Annotated in this window: 17 protein-coding genes, 2 tRNA genes and 1 pseudogene; 12 read left to right on the forward strand and 8 right to left on the reverse strand. The window is 65.0% G+C overall.

Annotation, left to right across the window (positions count from 1 at the left end):
• Positions 1-34 precede the first annotated feature (34 nt).
• Positions 35-1,150: a PDZ domain-containing protein gene (locus M2390_RS03605; RefSeq protein WP_259177101.1), complete on the forward strand. Its 1,116-nt coding sequence runs from the start codon at positions 35-37 to the stop codon at positions 1,148-1,150.
• Positions 1,151-1,196: 46 nt separating this feature from the next.
• On the opposite strand, the gene M2390_RS03610 is transcribed toward M2390_RS03605, so the two are convergent.
• Together M2390_RS03610 and M2390_RS03615 are read right to left on the reverse strand one after the other, a co-directional pair.
• On the reverse strand, positions 1,197-1,562 hold the full coding sequence (locus M2390_RS03610) for a nuclear transport factor 2 family protein (protein WP_259177103.1): 366 nt from the start codon (positions 1,560-1,562) through the stop codon (positions 1,197-1,199).
• Between the two features lie 20 nt (positions 1,563-1,582).
• Positions 1,583-2,293: an SDR family NAD(P)-dependent oxidoreductase gene (locus tag M2390_RS03615; RefSeq protein ID WP_259177104.1), complete on the reverse strand. Its 711-nt coding sequence runs from the start codon at positions 2,291-2,293 to the stop codon at positions 1,583-1,585.
• A 74-nt stretch (positions 2,294-2,367) separates the two neighbouring features.
• Between M2390_RS03615 and M2390_RS03620 the strand changes: the two genes are divergently transcribed.
• The 6 genes and pseudogenes from M2390_RS03620 to M2390_RS03645 form a co-directional block, all read left to right on the forward strand.
• Entirely contained in the window at positions 2,368-3,018 is a 651-nt protein-coding gene (locus M2390_RS03620; RefSeq protein ID WP_259177105.1) for a TetR/AcrR family transcriptional regulator, read from the forward strand.
• Positions 3,019-3,121: 103 nt separating this feature from the next.
• Entirely contained in the window at positions 3,122-6,043 is a 2,922-nt protein-coding gene (locus tag M2390_RS03625) for a UPF0182 family protein (protein WP_396822484.1), read from the forward strand.
• Positions 6,044-6,178: 135 nt separating this feature from the next.
• A tRNA-Met gene (locus M2390_RS03630) sits at positions 6,179-6,255 on the forward strand.
• Between the two features lie 130 nt (positions 6,256-6,385).
• Positions 6,386-6,462: transfer RNA gene (locus M2390_RS03635), tRNA-Met, on the forward strand.
• Positions 6,463-6,960: 498 nt separating this feature from the next.
• Positions 6,961-7,815, forward strand: coding sequence for a carbon-nitrogen hydrolase family protein (locus M2390_RS03640; protein WP_259177107.1), 855 nt, complete (start codon positions 6,961-6,963; stop codon positions 7,813-7,815).
• A gap of 174 nt (positions 7,816-7,989) precedes the next feature.
• A pseudogene (locus M2390_RS03645) lies at positions 7,990-8,199 on the forward strand (CHY zinc finger protein); the annotation flags it as partial.
• Positions 8,200-8,372: 173 nt separating this feature from the next.
• On the opposite strand, the gene M2390_RS03650 reads toward M2390_RS03645, so the two are convergent.
• Entirely contained in the window at positions 8,373-9,569 is a 1,197-nt protein-coding gene (locus M2390_RS03650; protein WP_259177108.1) for an aminotransferase class I/II-fold pyridoxal phosphate-dependent enzyme, read from the reverse strand.
• Between the two features lie 203 nt (positions 9,570-9,772).
• On the opposite strand from M2390_RS03650, the gene M2390_RS03655 reads away from it, so the two are divergent.
• From M2390_RS03655 to M2390_RS03675, 5 genes are all read left to right on the forward strand, one after another.
• Positions 9,773-11,842 carry a S1C family serine protease gene (locus M2390_RS03655; RefSeq protein ID WP_259177109.1) on the forward strand — a complete coding sequence of 690 codons (2,070 nt, stop codon included), beginning with the start codon at positions 9,773-9,775 and terminating at the stop codon, positions 11,840-11,842.
• Between the two features lie 168 nt (positions 11,843-12,010).
• On the forward strand, positions 12,011-13,081 hold the full coding sequence (locus M2390_RS03660) for a glycosyltransferase family 2 protein (protein ID WP_259177111.1): 1,071 nt from the start codon (positions 12,011-12,013) through the stop codon (positions 13,079-13,081).
• Complete coding sequence (locus M2390_RS03665; RefSeq protein WP_030148556.1) at positions 13,078-13,890, forward strand: CDP-alcohol phosphatidyltransferase family protein; 813 nt, start codon at positions 13,078-13,080, stop codon at positions 13,888-13,890. The genes M2390_RS03660 and M2390_RS03665 overlap by 4 nt, the downstream gene beginning before the upstream one ends.
• Positions 13,883-14,791 (forward strand): glycosyltransferase family 2 protein, encoded by a 909-nt coding sequence (locus tag M2390_RS03670; RefSeq protein WP_259177114.1) that lies wholly within the window; start codon positions 13,883-13,885, stop codon positions 14,789-14,791. Before M2390_RS03665 ends, M2390_RS03670 begins: the two co-directional genes overlap by 8 nt.
• Positions 14,792-14,833: 42 nt before the next feature.
• Positions 14,834-16,063: a CDP-glycerol glycerophosphotransferase family protein gene (locus M2390_RS03675; RefSeq protein ID WP_259177115.1), complete on the forward strand. Its 1,230-nt coding sequence runs from the start codon at positions 14,834-14,836 to the stop codon at positions 16,061-16,063.
• Here the strand turns inward: M2390_RS03675 and M2390_RS03680 are convergent.
• The 5 genes from M2390_RS03680 to M2390_RS03700 form a co-directional block, all read right to left on the reverse strand.
• Positions 16,060-17,061 carry a hypothetical protein gene (locus tag M2390_RS03680; protein WP_259177116.1) on the reverse strand — a complete coding sequence of 334 codons (1,002 nt, stop codon included), beginning with the start codon at positions 17,059-17,061 and terminating at the stop codon, positions 16,060-16,062. The two genes, M2390_RS03675 and M2390_RS03680, sit on opposite strands and share 4 nt — an antisense overlap.
• Before the next feature lie 39 nt (positions 17,062-17,100).
• Positions 17,101-17,847 carry an ABC transporter ATP-binding protein gene (locus tag M2390_RS03685; RefSeq protein WP_030148560.1) on the reverse strand — a complete coding sequence of 249 codons (747 nt, stop codon included), beginning with the start codon at positions 17,845-17,847 and terminating at the stop codon, positions 17,101-17,103.
• Complete coding sequence (locus M2390_RS03690) at positions 17,847-18,653, reverse strand: ABC transporter permease (protein WP_259177117.1); 807 nt, start codon at positions 18,651-18,653, stop codon at positions 17,847-17,849. Before M2390_RS03690 ends, M2390_RS03685 begins: the two co-directional genes overlap by 1 nt.
• Positions 18,654-18,769: 116 nt before the next feature.
• Positions 18,770-19,462, reverse strand: a complete 693-nt coding sequence (locus M2390_RS03695) for a phosphocholine cytidylyltransferase family protein (protein WP_259177118.1) — start codon at positions 19,460-19,462, stop codon at positions 18,770-18,772.
• A 221-nt stretch (positions 19,463-19,683) separates the two neighbouring features.
• Entirely contained in the window at positions 19,684-20,424 is a 741-nt protein-coding gene (locus M2390_RS03700) for a hypothetical protein (protein ID WP_259177119.1), read from the reverse strand.
• Positions 20,425-20,531: the final 107 nt, after the last annotated feature.

Below are 20,531 nucleotides of genomic sequence, written 5' to 3' on the forward strand. Positions count from 1 at the left end.
CCATGGTGCGGCTCTGTGTTGAGGAAAGGCCCCCGTGTCGCTATTTGAACAGCCCCATGCCGCACAGCAGAGTGACCCGCGTGCGCGTCGTCGCCGCACCGGTTGGGTGTTTCTGCTGGTCGCGATGGGCCTTTTGCTGATTCTGGCCTTCGCCCCGAGTACCTATCTGGTGCAGCAGCCGGGCCCGGTGGAAAACACCCTGGGCACCACGATGATCAAGAACAAAGAGGTCCCGATCATCGAGATTAACGGTGAGCAGACCCATAAAACCACCGGCAACCTTGACCTGCTGACGGTTCAGCTGCTGGGCGACCGTGAGCGTCCGGCCACCTGGCTCAGCGTGATCGGTTCCTGGTTTGATCGGGAGCGCACCGTGGTCCCGATTGACGAGATCTACCCGGCCGGTGTGACCACCGATCAGCGCAATGAGCAGAACCAGCAGCTCATGGTCAGCTCCCAGCAGGACGCGATCGCCGCGGCACTCAAGCACCAGGGGTATGCGGTTCCCTCGCACCTCCGGGTCACCATGATTCAGGGCGGTGCTCCGGCCGATGGCAAGCTCAAGGTCGGCGATGAGGTCGTTTCGGTCAACGGAACCCCGGTGGAAGACCTCGAGGGTGTGCAGAAGCTGGTCAAGGAGAACGGGACCGAGAAGGCGCTGACGATGGAGGTCACCCGCGATGGTGCCCCGCTGAAAATCGATATGACGCCGACCCTGGCCACCGCGAGCGACGGCTCCCAGCGCGCGGTAATCGGCGTGGGCACCGGTGAGGTGTTCGATTTCCCCTTCGAGGTCAAGATCAACCTGGCCGACATCGGTGGACCCAGCGCCGGCATGATGTTTGCCCTGGGGATCATCGACAAGCTCTCCGGTGATGATCTCACCGGCGGCGCGCATGTGGCCGGCACCGGAACCATCGATGCGGCCGGAACCGTGGGGCCGATCGGCGGAATTCGGCAGAAGCTCTACGGGGCCAAGAACGCCGGGGCAACCTACTTCCTGGCCCCCGCCTCGAACTGTGACGAGGTCGTGGGTCACGTGCCCGACGGGCTGCGGGTGTTCTCCACCGAGAAACTGACCGACTCGCTGAAGGTCCTGGATACGATCAAGAACAAGGGCGACCTCGACGCCCTCCCCACCTGCAAGTAGGGTGGGGAGGCCGCCGTGCCCGTTAGCCGAGCGGCGTCGGGCGCACCTAGACGTGATAGTGCTCGATGAGCCACTCATCATCGACCCGGGTGAGCAGCACGGTGAGGTGTGTGGCCACCACCGGGCGTCCCGGCGCGGCGAAGTCCACGGCGAGGAAGGCGAGGATTGTGTGCTCACCCAGTGCCCGCACGTCGAGCGGGGTGAACGTCGGTGTCAACCCGATGGGCTGGTGGGCGTAGTAGTCGGCGACGCCCGCACGATCGCGTTCGGGGCCGGGCCGCAGTCCCTGGAAGACCGGCGTCGCCGTATAGAGGTCGGCAATGCGGGCGGTATCTCCGGTCGCCACCGCGGCACCCCAGCGGTTCAGTGCCGTGGTGAGGATGTCCCGGGCTTCGGACTCTGTTGCGTTCATTTTTGAGCCGTCCGACATCACTAGTGGCCCGCGCTCTGTCCGCCGTCGACGTGCAGGATCTCACCGGTCACGAATCCCGCATCCTCGAGATAGAGCACACCGCGCACGATGTCCTGGATGTCACCCATGCGTCCGAGCGGGTGCATGCCTGCATAGGTCGCGTGATATTCCTCGGGGTGCATGGGGGTGCGAATGATGCCGGGGGAGACCGCATTGACCCGCACGCCGCGGTCGGCGTATTCGATTGCCAGCCCCCGGGTTGCCGCGGTGATGCCACCCTTGGTGAGCGCGGCCAGGGCCGCGGGAACTCGGGCATCGGCGTGCTCGACCAGCGTGGTGGTGATGCTGACCACGTGGCCGGAGCCGGACTCGATCAGGGCCGGCATCGCCGCCTGAGTCAGGTGGAAGAAGCCGCCGATATTGGTGCGGATGGTGGCCTCATAGTCCGCGGAGGTGAACGCGGTCAGCGGCTGGGAGGCGAAGAGTCCCGCGTTATTGATGACGGTGTCGACGCGTCCAAAGCGCTCGAGGGCCGCGCGTACCGCGCGTTCGGCGGTTGCTGGATCTCCGATGTCCCCGGCGATGGCCACAATGTCCGGGTCGGTATCCTGCTCGATCGAACGTGAGGTCGCGATGACCCCGTATCCGCGCTCGCGGTAGGCGGCGACCAGGCTGGCGCCGATGCCCTGGGATGCGCCCGAGATAATGGCGACGCGCTGCTGATTATTCATGATGATGTCTCCTATAGACGGTCGGTCAACTAATGACATTTCCATTAATAGATGACCGGTCGTAAAATAGCAACATGGGACGAACCTCGGATGGCCGCGAACGACTCCTCGCGGCGGCCGCCCGCCTTCTCGGGCAGCGGCCCTATAACGCGATCGGAGTCGCCGAAATCTGCGCGGAAGCGGGGGTTCAGAAGGGCAGCTTCTACTACTACTTCGAGTCCAAGCAGGCGCTCGCGCTGGCGGTGGTGGATGCTCACTGGGAGATACAGGGTGCGCAGTGGGCGCAGATTCTGAGTGCGCCGGTGGGCATTCGCGAGCGTCTGCAGAATCTGTTTACGCTGACCGCTGAAGTCCAAACCGATTCCCTGCGCGACACCGGGGCGATCACCGGATGCCTCTTCGGGAACCTGGCGCTGGAAATGCGGGGGCAGGATGAGGTCATTCGAGACCGGCTGCAGGTCATCTTTGAGGAGCAGCTGGATCTAATCGAGGCCGCGCTCACCCAGGCCGTCCAGGCCGGAGATCTTGCACCCTCCCTGGTGCCGGCGCGGGACACCGCGCGTGCACTGGTTGCTCAGCTGGAGGGGCTGGTGCTGTTTGCCAAGGTGTTCAATGATCCCGCACAACTGGATCGTCTCTGGATCACCAGCCTGAACATTCTGGGAACAACCGGTGCCGCACCGGTTACACCGGCTACCCCCGAAGTGGGGACACCCGCCTCCTAGGGGAGTGCCGACAGCGACATGAAATTGCGCCGCCGGGCGGGACTCGCCCGGCGTTTCCCGCGTAGACTGGGGTAACGACCCCGAATACCAACGAAGGCCTACTGTGACGTCAGCATCAAATACTGCATCAACTTCAGCCCCCAGAAAAAAGAGGTCTCCCCTTGCCCTGACCGTGATTATCGTCGGCGTGCTCGTCGTCGCATTCTTCGCGTTCTCCGGCTTCTATACGGACTTCCTCTGGTATGACCAGCTGGGATTCACCGAGGTGCTTGCCACCCAGTGGATCGGGACCAGCGCCATGTTCCTGATCGGTTTTATCGGCATGGCGGTGCCGGTGTGGCTCAGCATTCAGCTGGCCTACCGCCTGCGGCCGGTCTATGCCAAGCTCTCCAGCCAGCTGGATCGCTACCAGGAACTGATCGAGCCGCTGCGTCGCCTGGCGACCTACGGCATTCCGGTAGTCCTGGGCCTCTTCGCGGGTCTTTCGGTGGCCGGACGCTGGAAGGAGGTTCTGCTGTGGTTCAACTCGACCCCGACCGGAACCACCGACCCGCAGTTTGGTCTGGACGCGTCGTTCTACATGTTCGACCTCCCCTTCTTCCGCGGCGTGGTGGCCTTCGCCTCCGCCGTGATCCTGCTCAGCCTGATCCTCACCGCCGTGGTGTCCTACCTCTACGGTTCGATTCACCTGAGCGGTCGCGAGCTGCGCATCTCCAAGCACGCCCGCGTGCAGATCGCCGTGCTCGCCGGCGTCTACCTGCTGCTGCAGGCCGTGTCGATCTGGCTTGACCAGTATGCGACCCTGACCACCGTGTCCAGCCGGTTCACCGGTGTGAACTATGCCGATGCCAATGCGACGATCCCCGGCAAGATGATCCTCGCCGGTATCGCCGCCCTGGTGGCCATCCTGTTCTTTGTGACCGCGTTTGTTGGCCGCTGGCGCCTGCCCGTGGTGGGTACCGCGCTGCTGCTGGTGTCCGCGCTGGTTCTGGGCCTTGCCTACCCGGCGCTGGTTCAGCGCTTCCAGGTTCAGCCGAACGAGAAGGCCCTGGAAACCCCCTATCTGCAGAAGAATATCGACCTAACCCGGGCGGCCTACGGGCTGAGCGATGTGGAAGAGATTCCCTACGCCGCCACGACCGATGCCGAGCCGGGCGCACTGCGTCAGGACGCCGAGACCACCGCAAACATCCGGATCATCGACCCGGCCGTGGTGACCAAGTCGTTCCAGCAGCTGGAGCAGTTCAAGCAGTACTACAGCTTCCCCAAGGTTCTGGACGTTGACCGCTACGAGATCGACGGCCGCAGCCAGGACGCCGTGGTCGCCGTGCGTGAGCTCAACCAGGCCGGCCTGGACGCCAACTGGGTGAACTCCTCGCTGGTCTATACCCACGGCTATGGCCTGGTTGCCGCCTACGGTAACAAGCGCTCCTCCGATGGTCAGCCCGTCTTCATGCAGTCGGGAATCCCCTCCACCGGTGAGCTGGGTAAGTTCGAGCCGCGGGTGTACTTCGGTGAGCAGTCGCCGCGCTACTCGATCGTGGGCGCCCCCAAGGGCACCGACCCGATCGAGCTGGACTACCCGGCCAGCCGCGAGGGTGACCAGCAGGCCTACTACACCTTCTCCGGTGATGGTGGACCCAAGCTCGACAACATCTTCAAGAAGCTGGTGTACGCGCTGAAGTTCCAGTCCGAGCAGATCTTCCTGTCCTCGGATGTGACCAACGACTCGCAGATCCTCTACGACCGCGACCCGGCGGCCCGCGTGAAGAAGGCGGCCCCGTACCTCGACCTGGACTCGGACCCGTACCCCTCGGTAGTGGACGGCCGGATCGTCTGGATCGTGGATGGATACACCACCTCGGCCGACTTCCCCTACTCGAAGACCGTGAGCCTGTCGAACTCGATTCAGGACTCCGAGGGTGGACAGTCCTTCGCGCTGGATGACATCAACTACATGCGCAACTCGGTCAAGGCGACCGTGGACGCGTATGACGGTTCGGTGAAGCTCTACGCGTGGGACACCGATGACGCGATCCTGAAGACCTGGCAGAAGATCTACCCCAACACGATCCGCCCGATCTCCGAGATGAGTGGTGACCTGCTGAGCCACGTGCGCTACCCGAGCGACATGTTCAAGGTGCAGCGCAAGATCCTCGGTGACTACCACGTCACCAACGCCGGCCAGTTCTTCTCGGAGACCGACAAGTGGATCACCCCGTCCGACCCGCAGTCCAAGAAGGACGACCCGCGCCTGCAGCCGCCGTACTACCTGACGATGCAGATGCCGGGTCAGGACAAGCCGAGCTTCTCGCTCTACTCGTCCTTCATTCCGCCGGGCAAGGGTGAGGACAGCCGTAACGTGCTGACCGGCTACCTGGCCGCCGATGCAAACGCCGGAAACGAGAAGGGTAAAAAGAGCGCCGACTACGGCAAGCTCCGATTGCTCACGTTGACTTCGGGGGATGCGATCCCCGGACCGGGTCAGGTGCAGAACACGTTCAACGCGAACCAGGAGGTCTCGAAGGAGATCAACCTGCTGAAGCAGGGTCAGACCGAGGTGATCAACGGTAACCTGCTGACGGTTCCCGTGGGTGGCGGTCTGCTCTACGTCCAGCCCGTGTACGTGCAGTCCAGTGGTACCACCAAGTTCCCGCTGCTGCAGCGTGTGCTGGTGGCCTTCGGTGACAAGATCGCGTTCAAGTCGACGCTGGATGAGGCTCTGGATGAGCTCTTCGGTGGAGACTCGGGTGCGAGCGCCGGCGACGGCGGCATCGTGCCGACCGAGCCGGGTGGGACCGAAAACCCGGGAACCGGTGAACCGGATCCCGGTACCGAGACCCCGAGCACCGATGCGCCGGTGGACCCGGCTAAGGCCGAGGACCTGCGCACCGCCCTGAATGATGCCGCCCAGGCCATGAAGGACAAGCAGAAGGCGCTCGAGTCGGGAGACTGGGCCGCCTATGGCACCGCCGACAAGGCGCTGAGTGACGCGGTTGACCGCGCCAACGCCGCGCTGAAGTAACCGGCACCCGCACGAATGGCGTCATCCCTCGGGTGGCGCCATTCGTGTTGTGAGGGTGGGGGAGGACCCGCGCCACGCCGACGGAATCGCTCGATTGGCGCTTCGTGGATCTACTCGGTAGAGTAATAAACGTAACGCGGGATGGAGCAGCTCGGTAGCTCGCTGGGCTCATAACCCAGAGGTCGTAGGTTCAAATCCTGCTCCCGCAACCATGGTGGAAACACCCTAATCCCCGGATCGAAAGATCCGGGGATTTTTTGTTGCCTGGCCCCGCGGGGGACGCGCCGACCCCGCGGCTCGAATTGGTTCGTCTGCGGGGGCGTGATAAGCTAATAAACGTAACGCGGGGTGGAGCAGCTCGGTAGCTCGCTGGGCTCATAACCCAGAGGTCGTAGGTTCAAATCCTGCCCCCGCAACCATCGCGACAAGATCGCAAGAAAAGGCCCCCGGATTCCGGGGGCCTTTTGCTATGCCCTGTACGCCGCAGGGCTGCCGCGGTGCGGCGACAATGTGGCACACAGATTGCGACAGCACTCTCGGTGCTCGGGAATGCCCGCCATAGTCTTTACTTAGTGATTCACCCGGTTCTGAGATTCGGGTTCAAAGAGTCGGCACCGCAGCAGTGCGGTGTGGGATATGTGGTCGGGGGACCCCGTATCACGTGGATCATTCGGGTCGACCGTTACCTTGGGGGGAACACGGTCGACCATTAGCCTGAACGATCCACCCCGGGACCGACCGCACGCTCGGGTCCCGGGGTGGATCGAATTGGGAGTGCGTGATGCGACACGCATCCGAAGCTCTGGACGCACGCTCGGATCGCTCAATGATCCCCGCCCGGCCTCGTTCAACTGCACGTCCGTGCACCACGCCGCGGGGGCCGCCACCTCGGCGTTCCCGGGGCTAGGCTGGATTCCATGACCGTCGAGACCCAGGACTCCGCCATCGTACGTGTGGCCGTCGGACAGTTCGCCCCCGATGACCAGCCCGACCACAATCACACCGAGATGCTTCGACTCGCCCGCGCCGCGCGGGATCGTGGTGCCCAGCTGATCGTGTTCCCCGAGTACTCCGCCTGGTTCCGGCCGCCCTTCGGCCCCGAGGTGCGCGAGTTTGCCGAGCCTTTGGACGGTGCCTTCGTTCAGCGGATCTCGGCGATCGCCCGCGAGCTGGGGCTGTGGATTGTGTTTGGGATGTTTGAGTCCCTGGGCACCGATCACGTCTCCAACACCGTTGTCGCCCTGGATCCGAGTGGTCGTATTCAGGCGCGCTACCGCAAGCGGCACCTGTACGACGCCTTTGGCACCCGGGAGAGCGACTGGATCGCCCCGGGCGACACCTCGGGTCCCGACGAGCTCTTCCGGATCGATGGGCTCACCTTCGGGCTTCAGACCTGCTACGACCTGCGCTTCCCCGAGTCCTCCCGAGTGCTGGTGGATGCCGGCGCCGACGTCATCCTGGTGCCCTCCGAGTGGGTTCCGGGTCGACACAAGGAGCATCACTGGGCCACGCTGACCGCGGCTCGGGCGATCGAGAACACCGCCTATGTGGTGGCCGCCGATCAGAGCGCACCGGGGGGCATCGGAGCCAGCGTGATCGTTGACCCGGCCGGGATCGCGCTGGCGACCCTTGGCGCGGAAACCGGTCTGGCCCTGGGAGACCTCGATCCGGCCCACATCGAGGGTGTGCGCGAAACCAATCCGGCGCTCTCGCTGCGCCGCTATCGGGTCCTGCCCCGTGCCGGATCGCCGCTCCCCACAAAAACCGAATAGATCCGCGGATTTACGCGAGATTTCGCTATCAATCGTCGCTCCTGGCATCGCTTTTGCCCCCCAACTGGGGCCGCTTTACCGGCCCTAATCTGGGGAAAAACCTCGGAAATACCTGTGATTTGCGGTAATCTCGGTGGCACATGAGCAAACGAAAAATGCCTTGGGGAGGGCAACGTGCGAGTATATGGAGCAACCCTGGACGAGGAGACTCGTTGCGTTCACTATTCCGGTGATCGCGACATTGTCGCATTCCTCGTGCCGTGCTGCTCTCGCTATTACCCGTGTTTCCGCTGCCATGATGAAGACGCCGATCATCGGCTTGAGCGTTGGCCGCGCTCAGCCTGGGGTGAATCGGCGATTCTGTGTGGGGCGTGCTCAGCCACGCTGACAATCGCGACGTACCTGGAGATAGATCGCTGCCCCGACTGTGCGGCACGGTTTAGCTCGGACCTCGCGGTGCACGCCCCACACTTCTTCGATGCCGAACGGACGGCCATGTTGGCCACTGAGCGTCCGGCAATGTTCGCCACCGAGCGTGAAATCGAGCGCGCGGCAGCCTAGACCGTGAGGGTCTCCAGACGGGTAAGTGCCTCGCTGAGAACCTCGTCCCGCTTACAGAACGCGAAGCGCAGCAGACTGCGGGTGTGATCGCGATGTTCGGGCAGGACAAAGGCCGACACCGGAATCGCCGCGATTCCGATTTTTCCGGGGAGCTCGCGCGCCAGCTCGGTCGCATCGGCAAAGCCCAGCGGCGCGGTATCGGCGACGATGAAATACCCGGCGTCGGGTAGCGATACTCCGAATCCGGCCGCTGAGAGTCCCGCTGCCAGGCGATCGCGGCGTCCTCGCAGCGTTGCTGCGATCCCGGTGAAGTAGGTGTCGGGCAGGCGTAGTCCCACCGCAATCGCCGGCTGGAACGGGGCGCCATTGACGTAGGACAGGAACTGCTTGACGGTGGTCACCCGGGTGATGAGCTCCGCCGGGCCGCTGATCCAGCCGATTTTCCATCCGGTGGTGGCAAATGTCTTGCCGCCCGAGGAGATGGTCAGCGTGCGTTCGGCCGCGCCGGGGCGCGTGACCACGGGCACATGGGTGCGCTCGAAGGTCAGATGCTCGTACACCTCATCGGTCACGATAATCGCGTCGTGACGGTGGGCGAGCTCCACCAGCAGGTCCAGGATCTCGGTTGAGAGCATGACGCCGGTGGGGTTATGCGGGGTGTTCACGATGATCAGCCGAGTGCGGTCGGTAATGACTCGCCGCAGCTCATCGGGATCGGGAGTAAACGTCGGGGCGTGCAGCGTTGCGGTCACGTGGGTGGCACCGGCCAGCGCGATCAGGCCGCCGTAGGCGTCATAGAAGGGTTCGAAGGTCACCACCTCGTCCCCGGGCTGGGTGAGACCCAGGATGGTGGCCGCGAGGGCCTCGGTGGCGCCCGCGGTGACCAGGATCTCGGTGTCGGGATCGGGGGTGTCGCCCCAGAAGCGAGAACGGTGCTCGGCGATTGCCAGGCGTAGGTCCGCGGTCCCGCGTCCGGGCGGGTACTGATTGACGCCGGCGGCGATGGCCTCCCGGGCCGCGTTCAGGACCTCGCTCGGGCCGTCCTCATCCGGAAATCCCTGCCCCAGGTTGATCGCCCCGGTTGCACTCGCCAGGGCGCTCATCTCGGAGAAGATTGAGGCGGCCGGGGCACCCGTGGGGGAGAGGAGCCCCGCACCTCTTGCGGCTCGAGACCAACCAGCGAGAGCGTTCATGCCCAGTCCTTTTGCTAAAGAATGTGTAAGGGTCGGCGTCATTTCCGGCCCGCTCCAGCCTAGCGGCGGCTACGATGAAGAAGTCGTATCGTTACGGAACCCCGGAAATCCGGGGCAAAACAGGGCGCTGGATACTCCACAGCTGGCGCTTAAGAAACGTTCAGGTTCGCACGACAAGCTGGCTGTGCTTGGAAGGAGCAATCATGACTCACAACCCTCACGAGGTCGATCCGACTACCGGGGCCGACGGCACCGGCGAAACGTCCGCCGTTACCCCCAACACCACAGACGCCACGGACACCCAGACCGAGACGCGGGTTCTGCCCGAAGTATCGGCCGACCAGACCGAGACCGCGGTTCAGCCCGAGGTGCCGGCCACCGATGCCCCCGCCGCACACCGTGCCACGGAAGCCGCACCGGCCAGCCCGGCCGGATCGGCAGCGCCGGTGAGCCCGGCCGCCCCGGTCACCCCCGCCGCGCACCAGGCCACCGAGCCGCGTCCGGCTCCGCCGCTGCCCACCCACGACGGATACACCGCCGCGGGCCCCGCCCAGTCGCAGCAGCCGGCGACCCCCGCCTACCCGTCGGCACAGCAGCCGACCAACGCGTATAGCGCCGCACAGCAGCACACGGATCACCAGCCGACGGCACAGCAGCCCACGGCATCGACCCACGCCGCTCAGCCCGCGAGCCCGGCCCAGCACACCGCGCCGACCCAGCCCGTGCAGCCCGCAGCCCCGGCACCGACCGCTGCGACCACCCCGATTCAGCCCGGACACGCGGCTCAGCCCACCGCGGCCACCACGCCGATCGCCCCGGCCGCTCACGGTGCCGCGCCCACCGCGGCCACCACCCCGCTGGCACCGGGTGCCCACGCCTCGACTCCGGGGGCCTACGGGGCCGCGGCTCCCGCCTACCCGGGGGCCGCTCCGGCCTACCCCGGCTCGGGTGCCCAGCACCCCGGTGCCCACGCCGCCGGCGGATCCGGCTTCGGTGGCACACCCCCGAACTCGGGGAACGCCTTTGCGGCCCCCGGGCCTAAGAAGCGTCGCGCCCCCGTCCTGGTGGTCGCGGGCTTCGCGGTTGGTGCCCTGCTCGGCGGTGGAATCGGTGCGGCCACCTATGCGCTGATCGCCCCGAACCAGTCCCACATCTCCTCCACCGGAAACGTGGGTGCCGGCACCGTCTCGGTCAACGATGAGACCAAGGTCGACCAGATTGCCGCCGCCGCCCACCGTGCGCTGGCCAGCACCTTCACCATCTCGGTGCAGTCCCAGGGCGGCAGCGCGACCGGTTCCGGTGCCGCGCTGACCAAGGACGGTTACATCGTCACCAACAACCACGTGGTCACCCTGGATGGTGCCACCACGGATGTGGCCATCAAGGTGCAGGACAGCAACGGTCGTCGCTACGACGCCAAGGTTGTTGGCAGCGACCCGCTGAACGACCTCGCCGTGATCAAGGTGGACGGCGTGAGCGACTTCACCCCGATCAACTTCGCCGACTCCGACAAGCTCAATGTCGGCCAGGCTGCCATCGCCGTGGGTGCCCCGCTGGATCTGCCGAACTCGGTGACCAACGGTATTGTCAGCGCGCTGAACCGCTCGCTGAGCCTGCCCTCCACCGCGGTGCCGAAGAATGATTCCAGCGCCGGCGGAAACGACCAGAACGGTGATTCGGGTAACTCCGACGGTCACAACTGGGGCTTCGACCTGCGCGGTCAGAACCCGCAGACTCAGCAGCCGAGCCAGCAGAAGGCTCAGGTGCCGATCGGCGTGATCCAGACCGATGCTCCGATCAACCCGGGTAACTCCGGTGGACCGCTGGTGGACTCCAGCGGATCGCTGATCGGTATCAACGTGGCCATCGTGGACCCGGGTAAGAGCGACAACAGCACCCAGGGTGCCAGCGCCGGTCTGGGCTTCGCGATCCCGTCGAACACCGTCAAGCGGATCACCGACGAGATCATCAAGACCGGAACCGCAACCCACGGCCTGCTGGGTGCCTCCGTTCAGGATGCCTCGACCGTGGCCGATGCGACCACCGCCGGCGCCCTGATCAAGGACGTCACCGCGGGTGGACCCGCCGAGGCCGGCGGACTGCGTGCCGGTGACATCGTGACCGCCGTGAACGGCAAGCCCGTCTCCAGCGCCAACGACCTGACCGCTCAGGTACGTGCCTACGCCCCGGACACCAAGGTGGAGATCACCTACGTACGAGGCACCACCCAGGGCACCGCCAACGTGACCCTGGCGACCCTCTCGGTGAAGTAGGCCCGATCCCTCGGCTTCCTTCCAGAGCCACCGCGCGCCCGTCGTGTTTTCCAACACGGCGGGCGTCGCCGTTTCTGGGGACGTGAACACCCGGCTGCGGCGTTCCCGCAGCATGACCCCGGATGAGACTGATACGCTCTAGTTCGGACAATACCGCGAGCGGAGACCATGTCGGAGCATTTTTCTGCCCCTTCCGAGACCACGTTACCCGGCGTCTCATACGTTATGCCGGTGCTCAACGACGTCACCCACGTACGTGCGGCCGTTGATTCACTGTTGGCTCAGGACTATACCGGCCCCTTTGAAGTGGCGATCGCCGTGGGGCCCAGTATCGACGGCACCAATGAACTGGTGGCCGCCCTCTCGGCCGAGGACCCCCGGATTCGGGTGATCGACAACCCGGTGGGTTCCACCCCGGCCGGGCTCAACATCGCCATTCGTGCCACCACCCTGCCCATCGTGGTGCGGGTGGATGCCCACTCGGTGCTGCCGCCCAACTACACCTCGGTGGCGGTAGAGACGATCCTGCGCACGGGTGCCGCCAACGTGGGCGGCATCATGGATGCCCGGGGCACCACCCCGTTTGAGCAGGCGGTGGCCCGAGCCTACGGCAGCCGGGTGGGACTCGGTGGCAGCCCCCATCACGTGGGTGGTACCCAGGGGCCGGCCGAAACCGTCTACCTGGGTGTGTTCCGTCGGGATGCGCTGGAGGCCGCGGGGCTCTTTGACGAGCGGATCAAACGCGGTCAGGACTGGGAGCTCAACCACCGCCTGGCCAAGGGCGGCGAAACGGTCTGGTTCACCCCCGACATGCGTGTGGTCTATCGTCCGCGACCCAGCCTGAACCGGCTGATTCGCCAGTTCTTCTCCACCGGCCTCTGGCGCGGGGAGCTCAGCCGCACGTTCCCGAGCCGGGGAATCATCCGCTACTTTGCGCCGCCGCTGATGGTTCTCGTGGTCACCGTGGGCATCATTTTGGGCATTATTGGCACGGTGGAAGCCGTGCTGGGCACCCCGAATCTGCTGGTGTGGGGATGGGTGGCGCCGGCCGGCTATGTGCTGTTGGTGTTGCTGGCCACCCTCACCGTGGGATCCAAGGATTCCCCGCGGGCGATGGCCTGGTTCCTGCTTGTCATCCCGTGTATTCACTTCTGTTGGGGCATCGGGTTTATCCTGGGATATCTCTCCCTTGCCGGGTCCACCTCGGCGCTGAAAAACGAAGGTAAGAACCGCCGATGACCGACTCTCAGCCTCGCTACACCCGACCCGGCTCGCTGGCCGAGCTGCGCGCCGTGGCTCAGCCGCCGGAGGTTCGATCCCGACGCAACGCCGAGCACTGGGTCGCCTCGCTGTATCTGCGTGACCTCTCGCCGTATCTGACCATGGCGCTGCTGCGAACCCGGATCAGCGCCAACGGTGTCACCGGCATCATGATCCTCACTGGATGGTGTGTGGCCGGAGTCCTGCTGATCCCCGGCATCTGGGGTGCGGTACTCGGCCTCATCTTCGGCCAGCTGCAGATGCTTGTGGACTGCTCGGATGGCGAGGTGGCGCGCTGGCGCAAGACCTCGTCCCCGGCTGGCACGTTCTTGGACTCGGTGGGACACTACTCAACCGAGACCCTGATCCCCATCGCGCTGGCCATTCGCGCCGCCGGCTACCCGTTCGAGGCCCCCGAGGACTACCTCTGGACCACCCTGGGCATGGGGCTCGCGATCGTGATCATTCTGAACAAGGCGCTCAACGACATGGTCCGCAATGCCCGTGCCGCCTACGGTGCCCCCAAACTCACCTACAGCGTGAGCGAGTCGGCTCCGCAGCCGGGTCTGCTGCAGGCGGCCCGTCGGATCGCCCGCTTCCTGCCCTTCCACCGCCTGTTCCACTCGGTGGAGCTCACCATGGTGATCTTCGTGGGGGCCGTGGTGGGACTGTTCATCGGCGGCGAGCTGGCGATGCGCGGGACCCTGGTGTTCCTGCTGGTCTTTGGCATCATCACCCTGTTTGGGCACTTTGTGGCCATCATGACCTCGAAGCGGCTGCGTGCCTAGCGGCGGAGGCTCCGGCACGGACCGGGCCGGCGCGGGTCAGCCGAGCGTGGGCGTCGCGATCCTCACCCAGGGTCGTCGCCCCGAGGAGCTGCGCCGCGCGATCGACAGTGTGCTCGCCCAGACCGGCGTTCACCTCGACATCGTGGTGGTGGGTAACGGCTACCAGCCGGTGGATCTGCCCGCGGGTGTGCGCGCCCACGCCCTGGCCACCAACGAGGGCATCCCCGCCGGGCGTAACCGCGGTGCGGCGCAGGTTTCCGGGGAGTACATCTACTTTCTCGATGATGACGCCTGGTTACCCGACACCGACTACCTGTCCCGGGCGATCGGGCTGATCCGGGCCGACCCCAGCATCGGTCTGGTGCAGCCGCGGATGATGGATCCCGAATCGGGGGAAACCCTGCGACACTGGATCCCGCGCGCGGGCAGCCCCGACCCGAGCGAATCCGGTCCGGCTTTTTCCTGCATGGAGGCCTCGATCCTGCTGCCGCGCGCGGTCTTTGACCGCACCGGCGGCTGGGCGGAGCCGTTCTTCTATGCCCATGAGGGGATCGAACTGGCGTGGCGGGTGTGGGATCAGGACCTGCGCGCCTGGTACGCGGGAGACCTGCGGGCGTTCCACCCCGTCGTGCAGCAGACCCGGCACAGCCAGTATTATCGGTTAACGGCGCGTAACCGCGTCTGGATTGCCCGGCGTAATCTCCCGCTGCCGCTGGGGATCGCCTACGTGGGAATCTGGACCCTCGCCACAATCGCCCGATGGTGGCGCAAACCTGAGGCGCTTAAGCCCTGGTTTGGCGGCTGGCGCGAGGGAATTCGCACACCCCCGGGTGGACGCATGCGCCTGAGCTGGCGCACAATTTGGCGGATGACCCGGGCCGGGCGTCCACCGATCTACTAATCTGCAACGAACACAACGTAAACGACTGGATACGAAACGTACATGGGTGTCATCTCCGACGGCCGCAAGGCTCTAAACCTCCTCGGCGAGGCGATCGCGAATCGCCGTGCGCGGGCCGATCTTGCCCATCGGCTGGCCGCACTGACCCCGCTGACCCCCGGTCACTTCAAGATCGCCGTCTATTTTGCCGATGGCAAGGTCAACATGTACCAGATGCGTCAGTGGTATCAGCCGCTCGCGGGTCTCGCCGAAAAGTGGCCGGTGGTTGTGCTCACCCGCACCGCGACCGCGGCCGCGCAGCTCCTGGAGGAATCCCCGCTGGATGTGGCCTACGTGCGCACGGTCCGCGAGCTGGAGGACACCCTCGAGGAGCAGGACATTCGTATCGTGTTCTACGTCAATCAGAACGCCAAAAACTTCCAGATGTTCCGTTACGGGCGTCGCTGGCACGTGTTTATCAATCACGGTGAGAGCGACAAGATGTATATGACCACGAACCAGTTCAAGTCATATGACTACGCCTTCATCGCCGGAGACGCCGCCCGAGAACGGCTCACCCAGGCGCTGTGGGACTACGATCTGGATCGCCGCACCTTCGCGATCGGTCGCCCGCAGGCCGATCACTTCGCCGGTCGACTGCCGTTTGTTCCGGATGAGCGCACCGTGGTGCTTTACGCCCCCACCTGGGAGGGGGACCGGGCCTCGGCGGCCTATGGATCCATCGCGACGCATGGTGTCACCCTGGTCAAAAACCTGCTGGCCACCGGACAGCATCGGGTGATCTATCGCCCGCATCCGCGGTCGGGCGTCATGGACCACGCGTATGCGCAGGCCAATCGCGAGATCATTTCGATGATCCAGCACGCCAATCATGCCGACCCCCAGGCCAAGCACGTCTACGACCAGGGCATCGAGCTTGGGTGGCAGCTCGCCGCCTCGGACGTGGCCATCGTGGACATCTCGGCAATGATCTACGATCGCCTCGCCGTGGGCAAGCCCGTGCTGGTTACCCGTCCGGTGAACCCCGCGGCGGAGATCGACGCGGGCGGCTATCTGCAGGAGTGTGAGTGGCTCACGACCGAGGGGGCGGCACGGATTGTGGCCGAGGTTGGGCGGGTGCGCGATGACGCCGACGCGACCGCCCGTTTGCGCCGCTGGTCACGCCACTACTTTGGCGACACCAGCCCGGGGGAAGCGACCGCACGCTTCCACGCGGCCGTGGACACCCTGATGGAGCGGTGGGACGAATACGCCGCCCAGGAGAACGCCTAGGCGAGATTCTGAGGGTCCTCGGGCCGCGATGTGCGGTTCTTCCCGGGGGCCTCGGGCTTTCCGGGGCGTCGACGTCCGGGTAGGGCTCGCGGGATCTTCTCACCCAGGTCGCGGATGCCCGAGCGGACACGTCCCACCAGGGGCTCGGCGCGTTCCAACGGTTCGAGCTCCTGGGGAAGACGCACGGGGGCCGGGCCAAAGGCCGTGCGCGCGCTGGTGACTACCCCGCGCCCGGCCACATGGTTGCCCACCCCGCCGATGGCCGCGCCGATGCCAAAGGGCACGGCCTTGCCCACCAGGGTGGTGCCCTGGGTGGCGACAAAGTGCTTCATGAAGCGAGACTTCACCTGGTCGGCAAAGGGACCCATCACCATTTGCGGCATCGAGGAGGCAATCGTGCGTCCCCAGTGCGCCCGGCGGCTGTTACCCTGCCCGAGCATATCTCCGGTGAAGTTCTTGACCAGGTCGCTGCCGGCATTGCCGAGCATCAGGGTCATCACCAGGGCGCGCGCCCGTAGCGGATCATTCACGGCGATCCCGTGGACCTCGGCCACCGACTGCGCAAACAGGGCGGTGGCCTCCAGGAAACCGGCGGTCTCCACGCCGGAGAGGGCGATGGTGATGCCGGTACCGATCGCGGGCACCATCGCGGTGGCCCCGACCGCGGCGCCGCCGGAGGTGACGGCGGTCAGATAGCGGCGCTCCAGGATGCGCACCATCTGATCACCGGTGGCATGGGGATGGCGGCGACGAATCGAGCGAATATGTGCGAGCACCAGCGGACGCTGAACCGAAAGCAGGCGGTCGATCCCGCGGACCCAGGCTGGATCGGTCGTCGAGCCCACGGGGCCCGGCTTACCGGGGCGACGTGAAGCGCCCTGGATCGCCGACGCGGTGGTGTCGGGGAGCAGGACCGCATCGATGCTGGCGGGATCAGCGGGGGAGCGTTCGGGCTCGGGAACCCCCGTCACCACGTAGACCGGTGGTTTCTTCGCCATGCGTGCCCCTTCCCCCCTGTCCGGACGGGTCCGCCCGGATTAGGACGTGGGATTATTATAATCCTCGTTATAGCGATCGAGAACCTCGCCGATAGGCCCATCCAGGACCAGCTTTCCCTTGTCAAGGTACAGGCCCCGGCTGCAAAAACGCCGAAGGTCACGTTCGTTATGCGAGACGAAGAACAGGGTTCTCCCCGCCGAAAGCAACTCGTCGATGCGGCGGTAGCACTTCTCGCGGAACGACTTATCGCCCACCGCCAGCACCTCGTCCACCAGGATCACCGGCTCATCCAGCTGCGCGATTACCGAGAACGCGATGCGCACCTTCATGCCGCTGGAGAGGTGCTTATACGGGGTGTCAACAAAATCCTGGATCTCGGCAAAGTCGATGATCTCATCAAATCTTGCGGCGACCTCGGCCTTGGACATGCCGTGTAGCCCGGCGGTCAGATACACGTTATCGCGCACCGACAGGTCGCTGACAAAGCCGCCGGTGATCTCGATCAGCGGTGCAACTCCGGCCCCGACCCGAACGCGACCCTCATCGGGCAGGATGACGCCGGCCACCAGCTTGAGCAGCGTGGACTTCCCCTGGCCGTTTCGGCCGACCACGCCGATGGCCTCGCCGGGTGCCACGTCAAAGGTGAGGTTGCGGAACGCCCAGAACTGGTTCGGGCGCGCCCGCCGCTTACGTCCGGCGAACAGGTCCTTGAAGCTGCGGCGACGGGCCTTATTGCGGCGGAACTGGATGCCCAGGTCGGTCACCGAGATGATCGGTTCGGTCATTAGATCTCCTTGAGAACCGCGCGCTCACAGCGCCGGAAGACGAGCAGGCCGATGCCCAAAACCACCACCGAGATGATGACGGACATGATCACCGGGAAGGCCACCAGCTGTTCGGGATAGAGCCCCGAACGATACAGCGCAAAGATGCCGCTCAGCGGGTTCAGCGCGGCCCAGGACTGAATCTCCTTGGGCATGTCCAGGGTCGAGTAGACGATTGGGGAGGCGTAGAACATGAAGCGCAGGATGAGTTTCACGGCGCGCTCCAGATCACGGAAGAACACCACCAGCGGTGCCACGATCAGACCGATGCCCAGCACCAGGGTTGCCTGCAGGATGATCGCCAGCGGATACGTCCACACCAGGGACCAGTTGGCGTGCGCCCCAAAAATCACCGCAAAGATCACCAAAACCGGGATCGAAGCCAAAAACTCCAGCCCCTTGGAGAGCACAAGCCGGGCGACCCAGATGGTGCGGGGGATCGAGGTGGAACGCACCAGCTTGGCCTCGCGCAGGAACGCGCGGGTGCTGTCGGAGATGGTTCCGGTGAACCACATCCAGGGGAGCAGGCCGGCGATCAGAAAGACGATATACGGGTCCTCGCCGATCGTCCCGTCCCGCTTGAAGACCACAACAAACACAAACCAGTAGATTCCGGCCATGACCAGCGGGTCCAGGATGGACCAGAAATACCCCAGGGCACTGGTGGAATAGCGCACACGCAGGTCCCGTTTGGTGAGCAGCCAGAGCGCGCTGCGATAGCGCTCGGCGCGGGAACGGCGCGGCCGGGGTGGGGTGGTCGTACTCATCACAGCCTCAATCTACCGGCAAAAACGCAACACCCTGTGACGCCGACCCGCAGGCGGGCCGAAGACTCGGGGTGTTCAAAGCGTGGGAAATGGGTGGCTACCCACCCGCACACAATCTAGACGAAGAGGTTCGCGCGCTCGAGATCCTCGGCGAAGTCGACCTCGACCGCGTAGAAGTCGGAGATGTTCATCGGCTCAACCAGCATGCCGTCCTGCTCGATGGCGAGCTCGATGCCGCGCTCAAAGTAGTCCTGGTCATCCACGCGACCCAGCTGACGCAGCAGCGCAGCCTTATCGCTCGAGGAGACGTAGTTGATGCCCACGGCCTCGCCGAGACCGCCCTTGACGGTCTTGGAGAGTTCCTTGATGTATCCCTCGGCGCCGACCGTGTACTTGACCTCCTCATCGGAGACCTTGTCGGTGTTGACGGTGACAAACGAGGAGTCGGTGGCCACAACCTTGGCCGCGCGAACCAGAACCTCGGGGTCAAAGACCACGTCACCGTTCATCCACAGCACGCCGCCGTTGGAGGAGGCTGCCAGGGCGCGCATCAGCGACTTGGAGGTGTTGGTCTGGTCGTACTGCTCGTTGAAAACGAAGTCGGCATCCGGGAATGCCTCGATGATGTGCTCAAGCTTGTAGCCCACCACCACGGTGATCTTGACCTTCTTGCCGAAGGCGTGGTGGATGTTGTCGAACTGCTGCTGCATGATGGTGCGGCCGTCGCTGAGTTCGGTCAGTGATTTGGGGAGCGAGCGCCCCAGACGCGTGCCCATGCCCGCGGCGAGGATTACTACCTGTGTCGTCAATGTAACTCCCTATCAGAGCGGTGTTGCATCCGGAGTGGGCGGGTTTGCCAGTTGTTCACCGGACAGATGTTGTATGCGCACTCCGTCATGCACCTGATCTACGTTAGCCCGCAAATGCCCAGTTCGGGGCACAGGGCGGAGGGTCGTTGTCGTTTCGTAACACGACGTTCGGATATTTCTCAGGTTTGAGTTGTGCCACGCGGCCGGTCCTAACCGGGATCTTATCCATCGGTTGGTAGTTTGTAAATGCAGGGAAAACCGCGGAAATCCGAGCCGCGTCGGTGCGCCGGGCACGGTCGAAACTCCGGTAACGAAGACGTAAAAATGATGGGGGCATCAACTGTGGGAACCACAGAATCAGGGCCGCAGCCGGAGGCGAATGCCGAGCGGGACGCCGAAGGATCCAAGTCGGCGGCCGACTCGTCAACACCGGTGACCTCCGCGGGCGTGCGCAAAACCGCCGCCGGTTCATCGGGAACCGGCGCGCCCTCCGCCGCTCGGAAACCCCCGGCGGCGAAAAAGGCGCCGGCGGCGAAAAAGGCTCCGGCGAAGCCCCGCACTCCGCGCGCGACCACGGCCAAGACCGCCGCGGCGCAGGCGGCCCCCGTGCGTCCGCAACCCGTCAAGGATCCGTCCGATTCCGGTGCGCTGCCTCGGGATTCGGAGGAGAGCGCCCCCGCGACGGTGCCCGCGAAAAAGGTCGCGGCGAGAAAGGCTCCGGCGAAGAGGGCGCCCGCTGCCAAGGCTCCCGCGAAGACGACTGCGGCTGCGGCTCCGACCTCGGAAGCTCCGGCGGCAACGTCCTCCGCGAAAACACCTCCCGCTTCGAAGGCTCCGGCGACGAAGGCTCCGGTGGTGAAAGCTTCGGCGACGAAGGCACCGGCTACGAAGGCCCCGGCGGCGAATGCACCGGCTGAGAAGGCGCCGGTGGCGAAGGCTCCTGCTAAGAAAGCTCCGGCCAAGAAAGCTCCGGTCCGGAAGGCTCCCACGGCTGCGGCTGCGGCTGCGGCTGCGCAAGACTCCGCTCAGGCGACTCAGGCGACTCAGGCGACTCAGGCGACTCAGGCAG

The organism is Mycetocola sp. BIGb0189, assembly GCF_024810155.1.
In the GTDB taxonomy this organism is placed as follows: Bacteria; Actinomycetota; Actinomycetes; order Actinomycetales; family Microbacteriaceae; genus Mycetocola; species Mycetocola lacteus.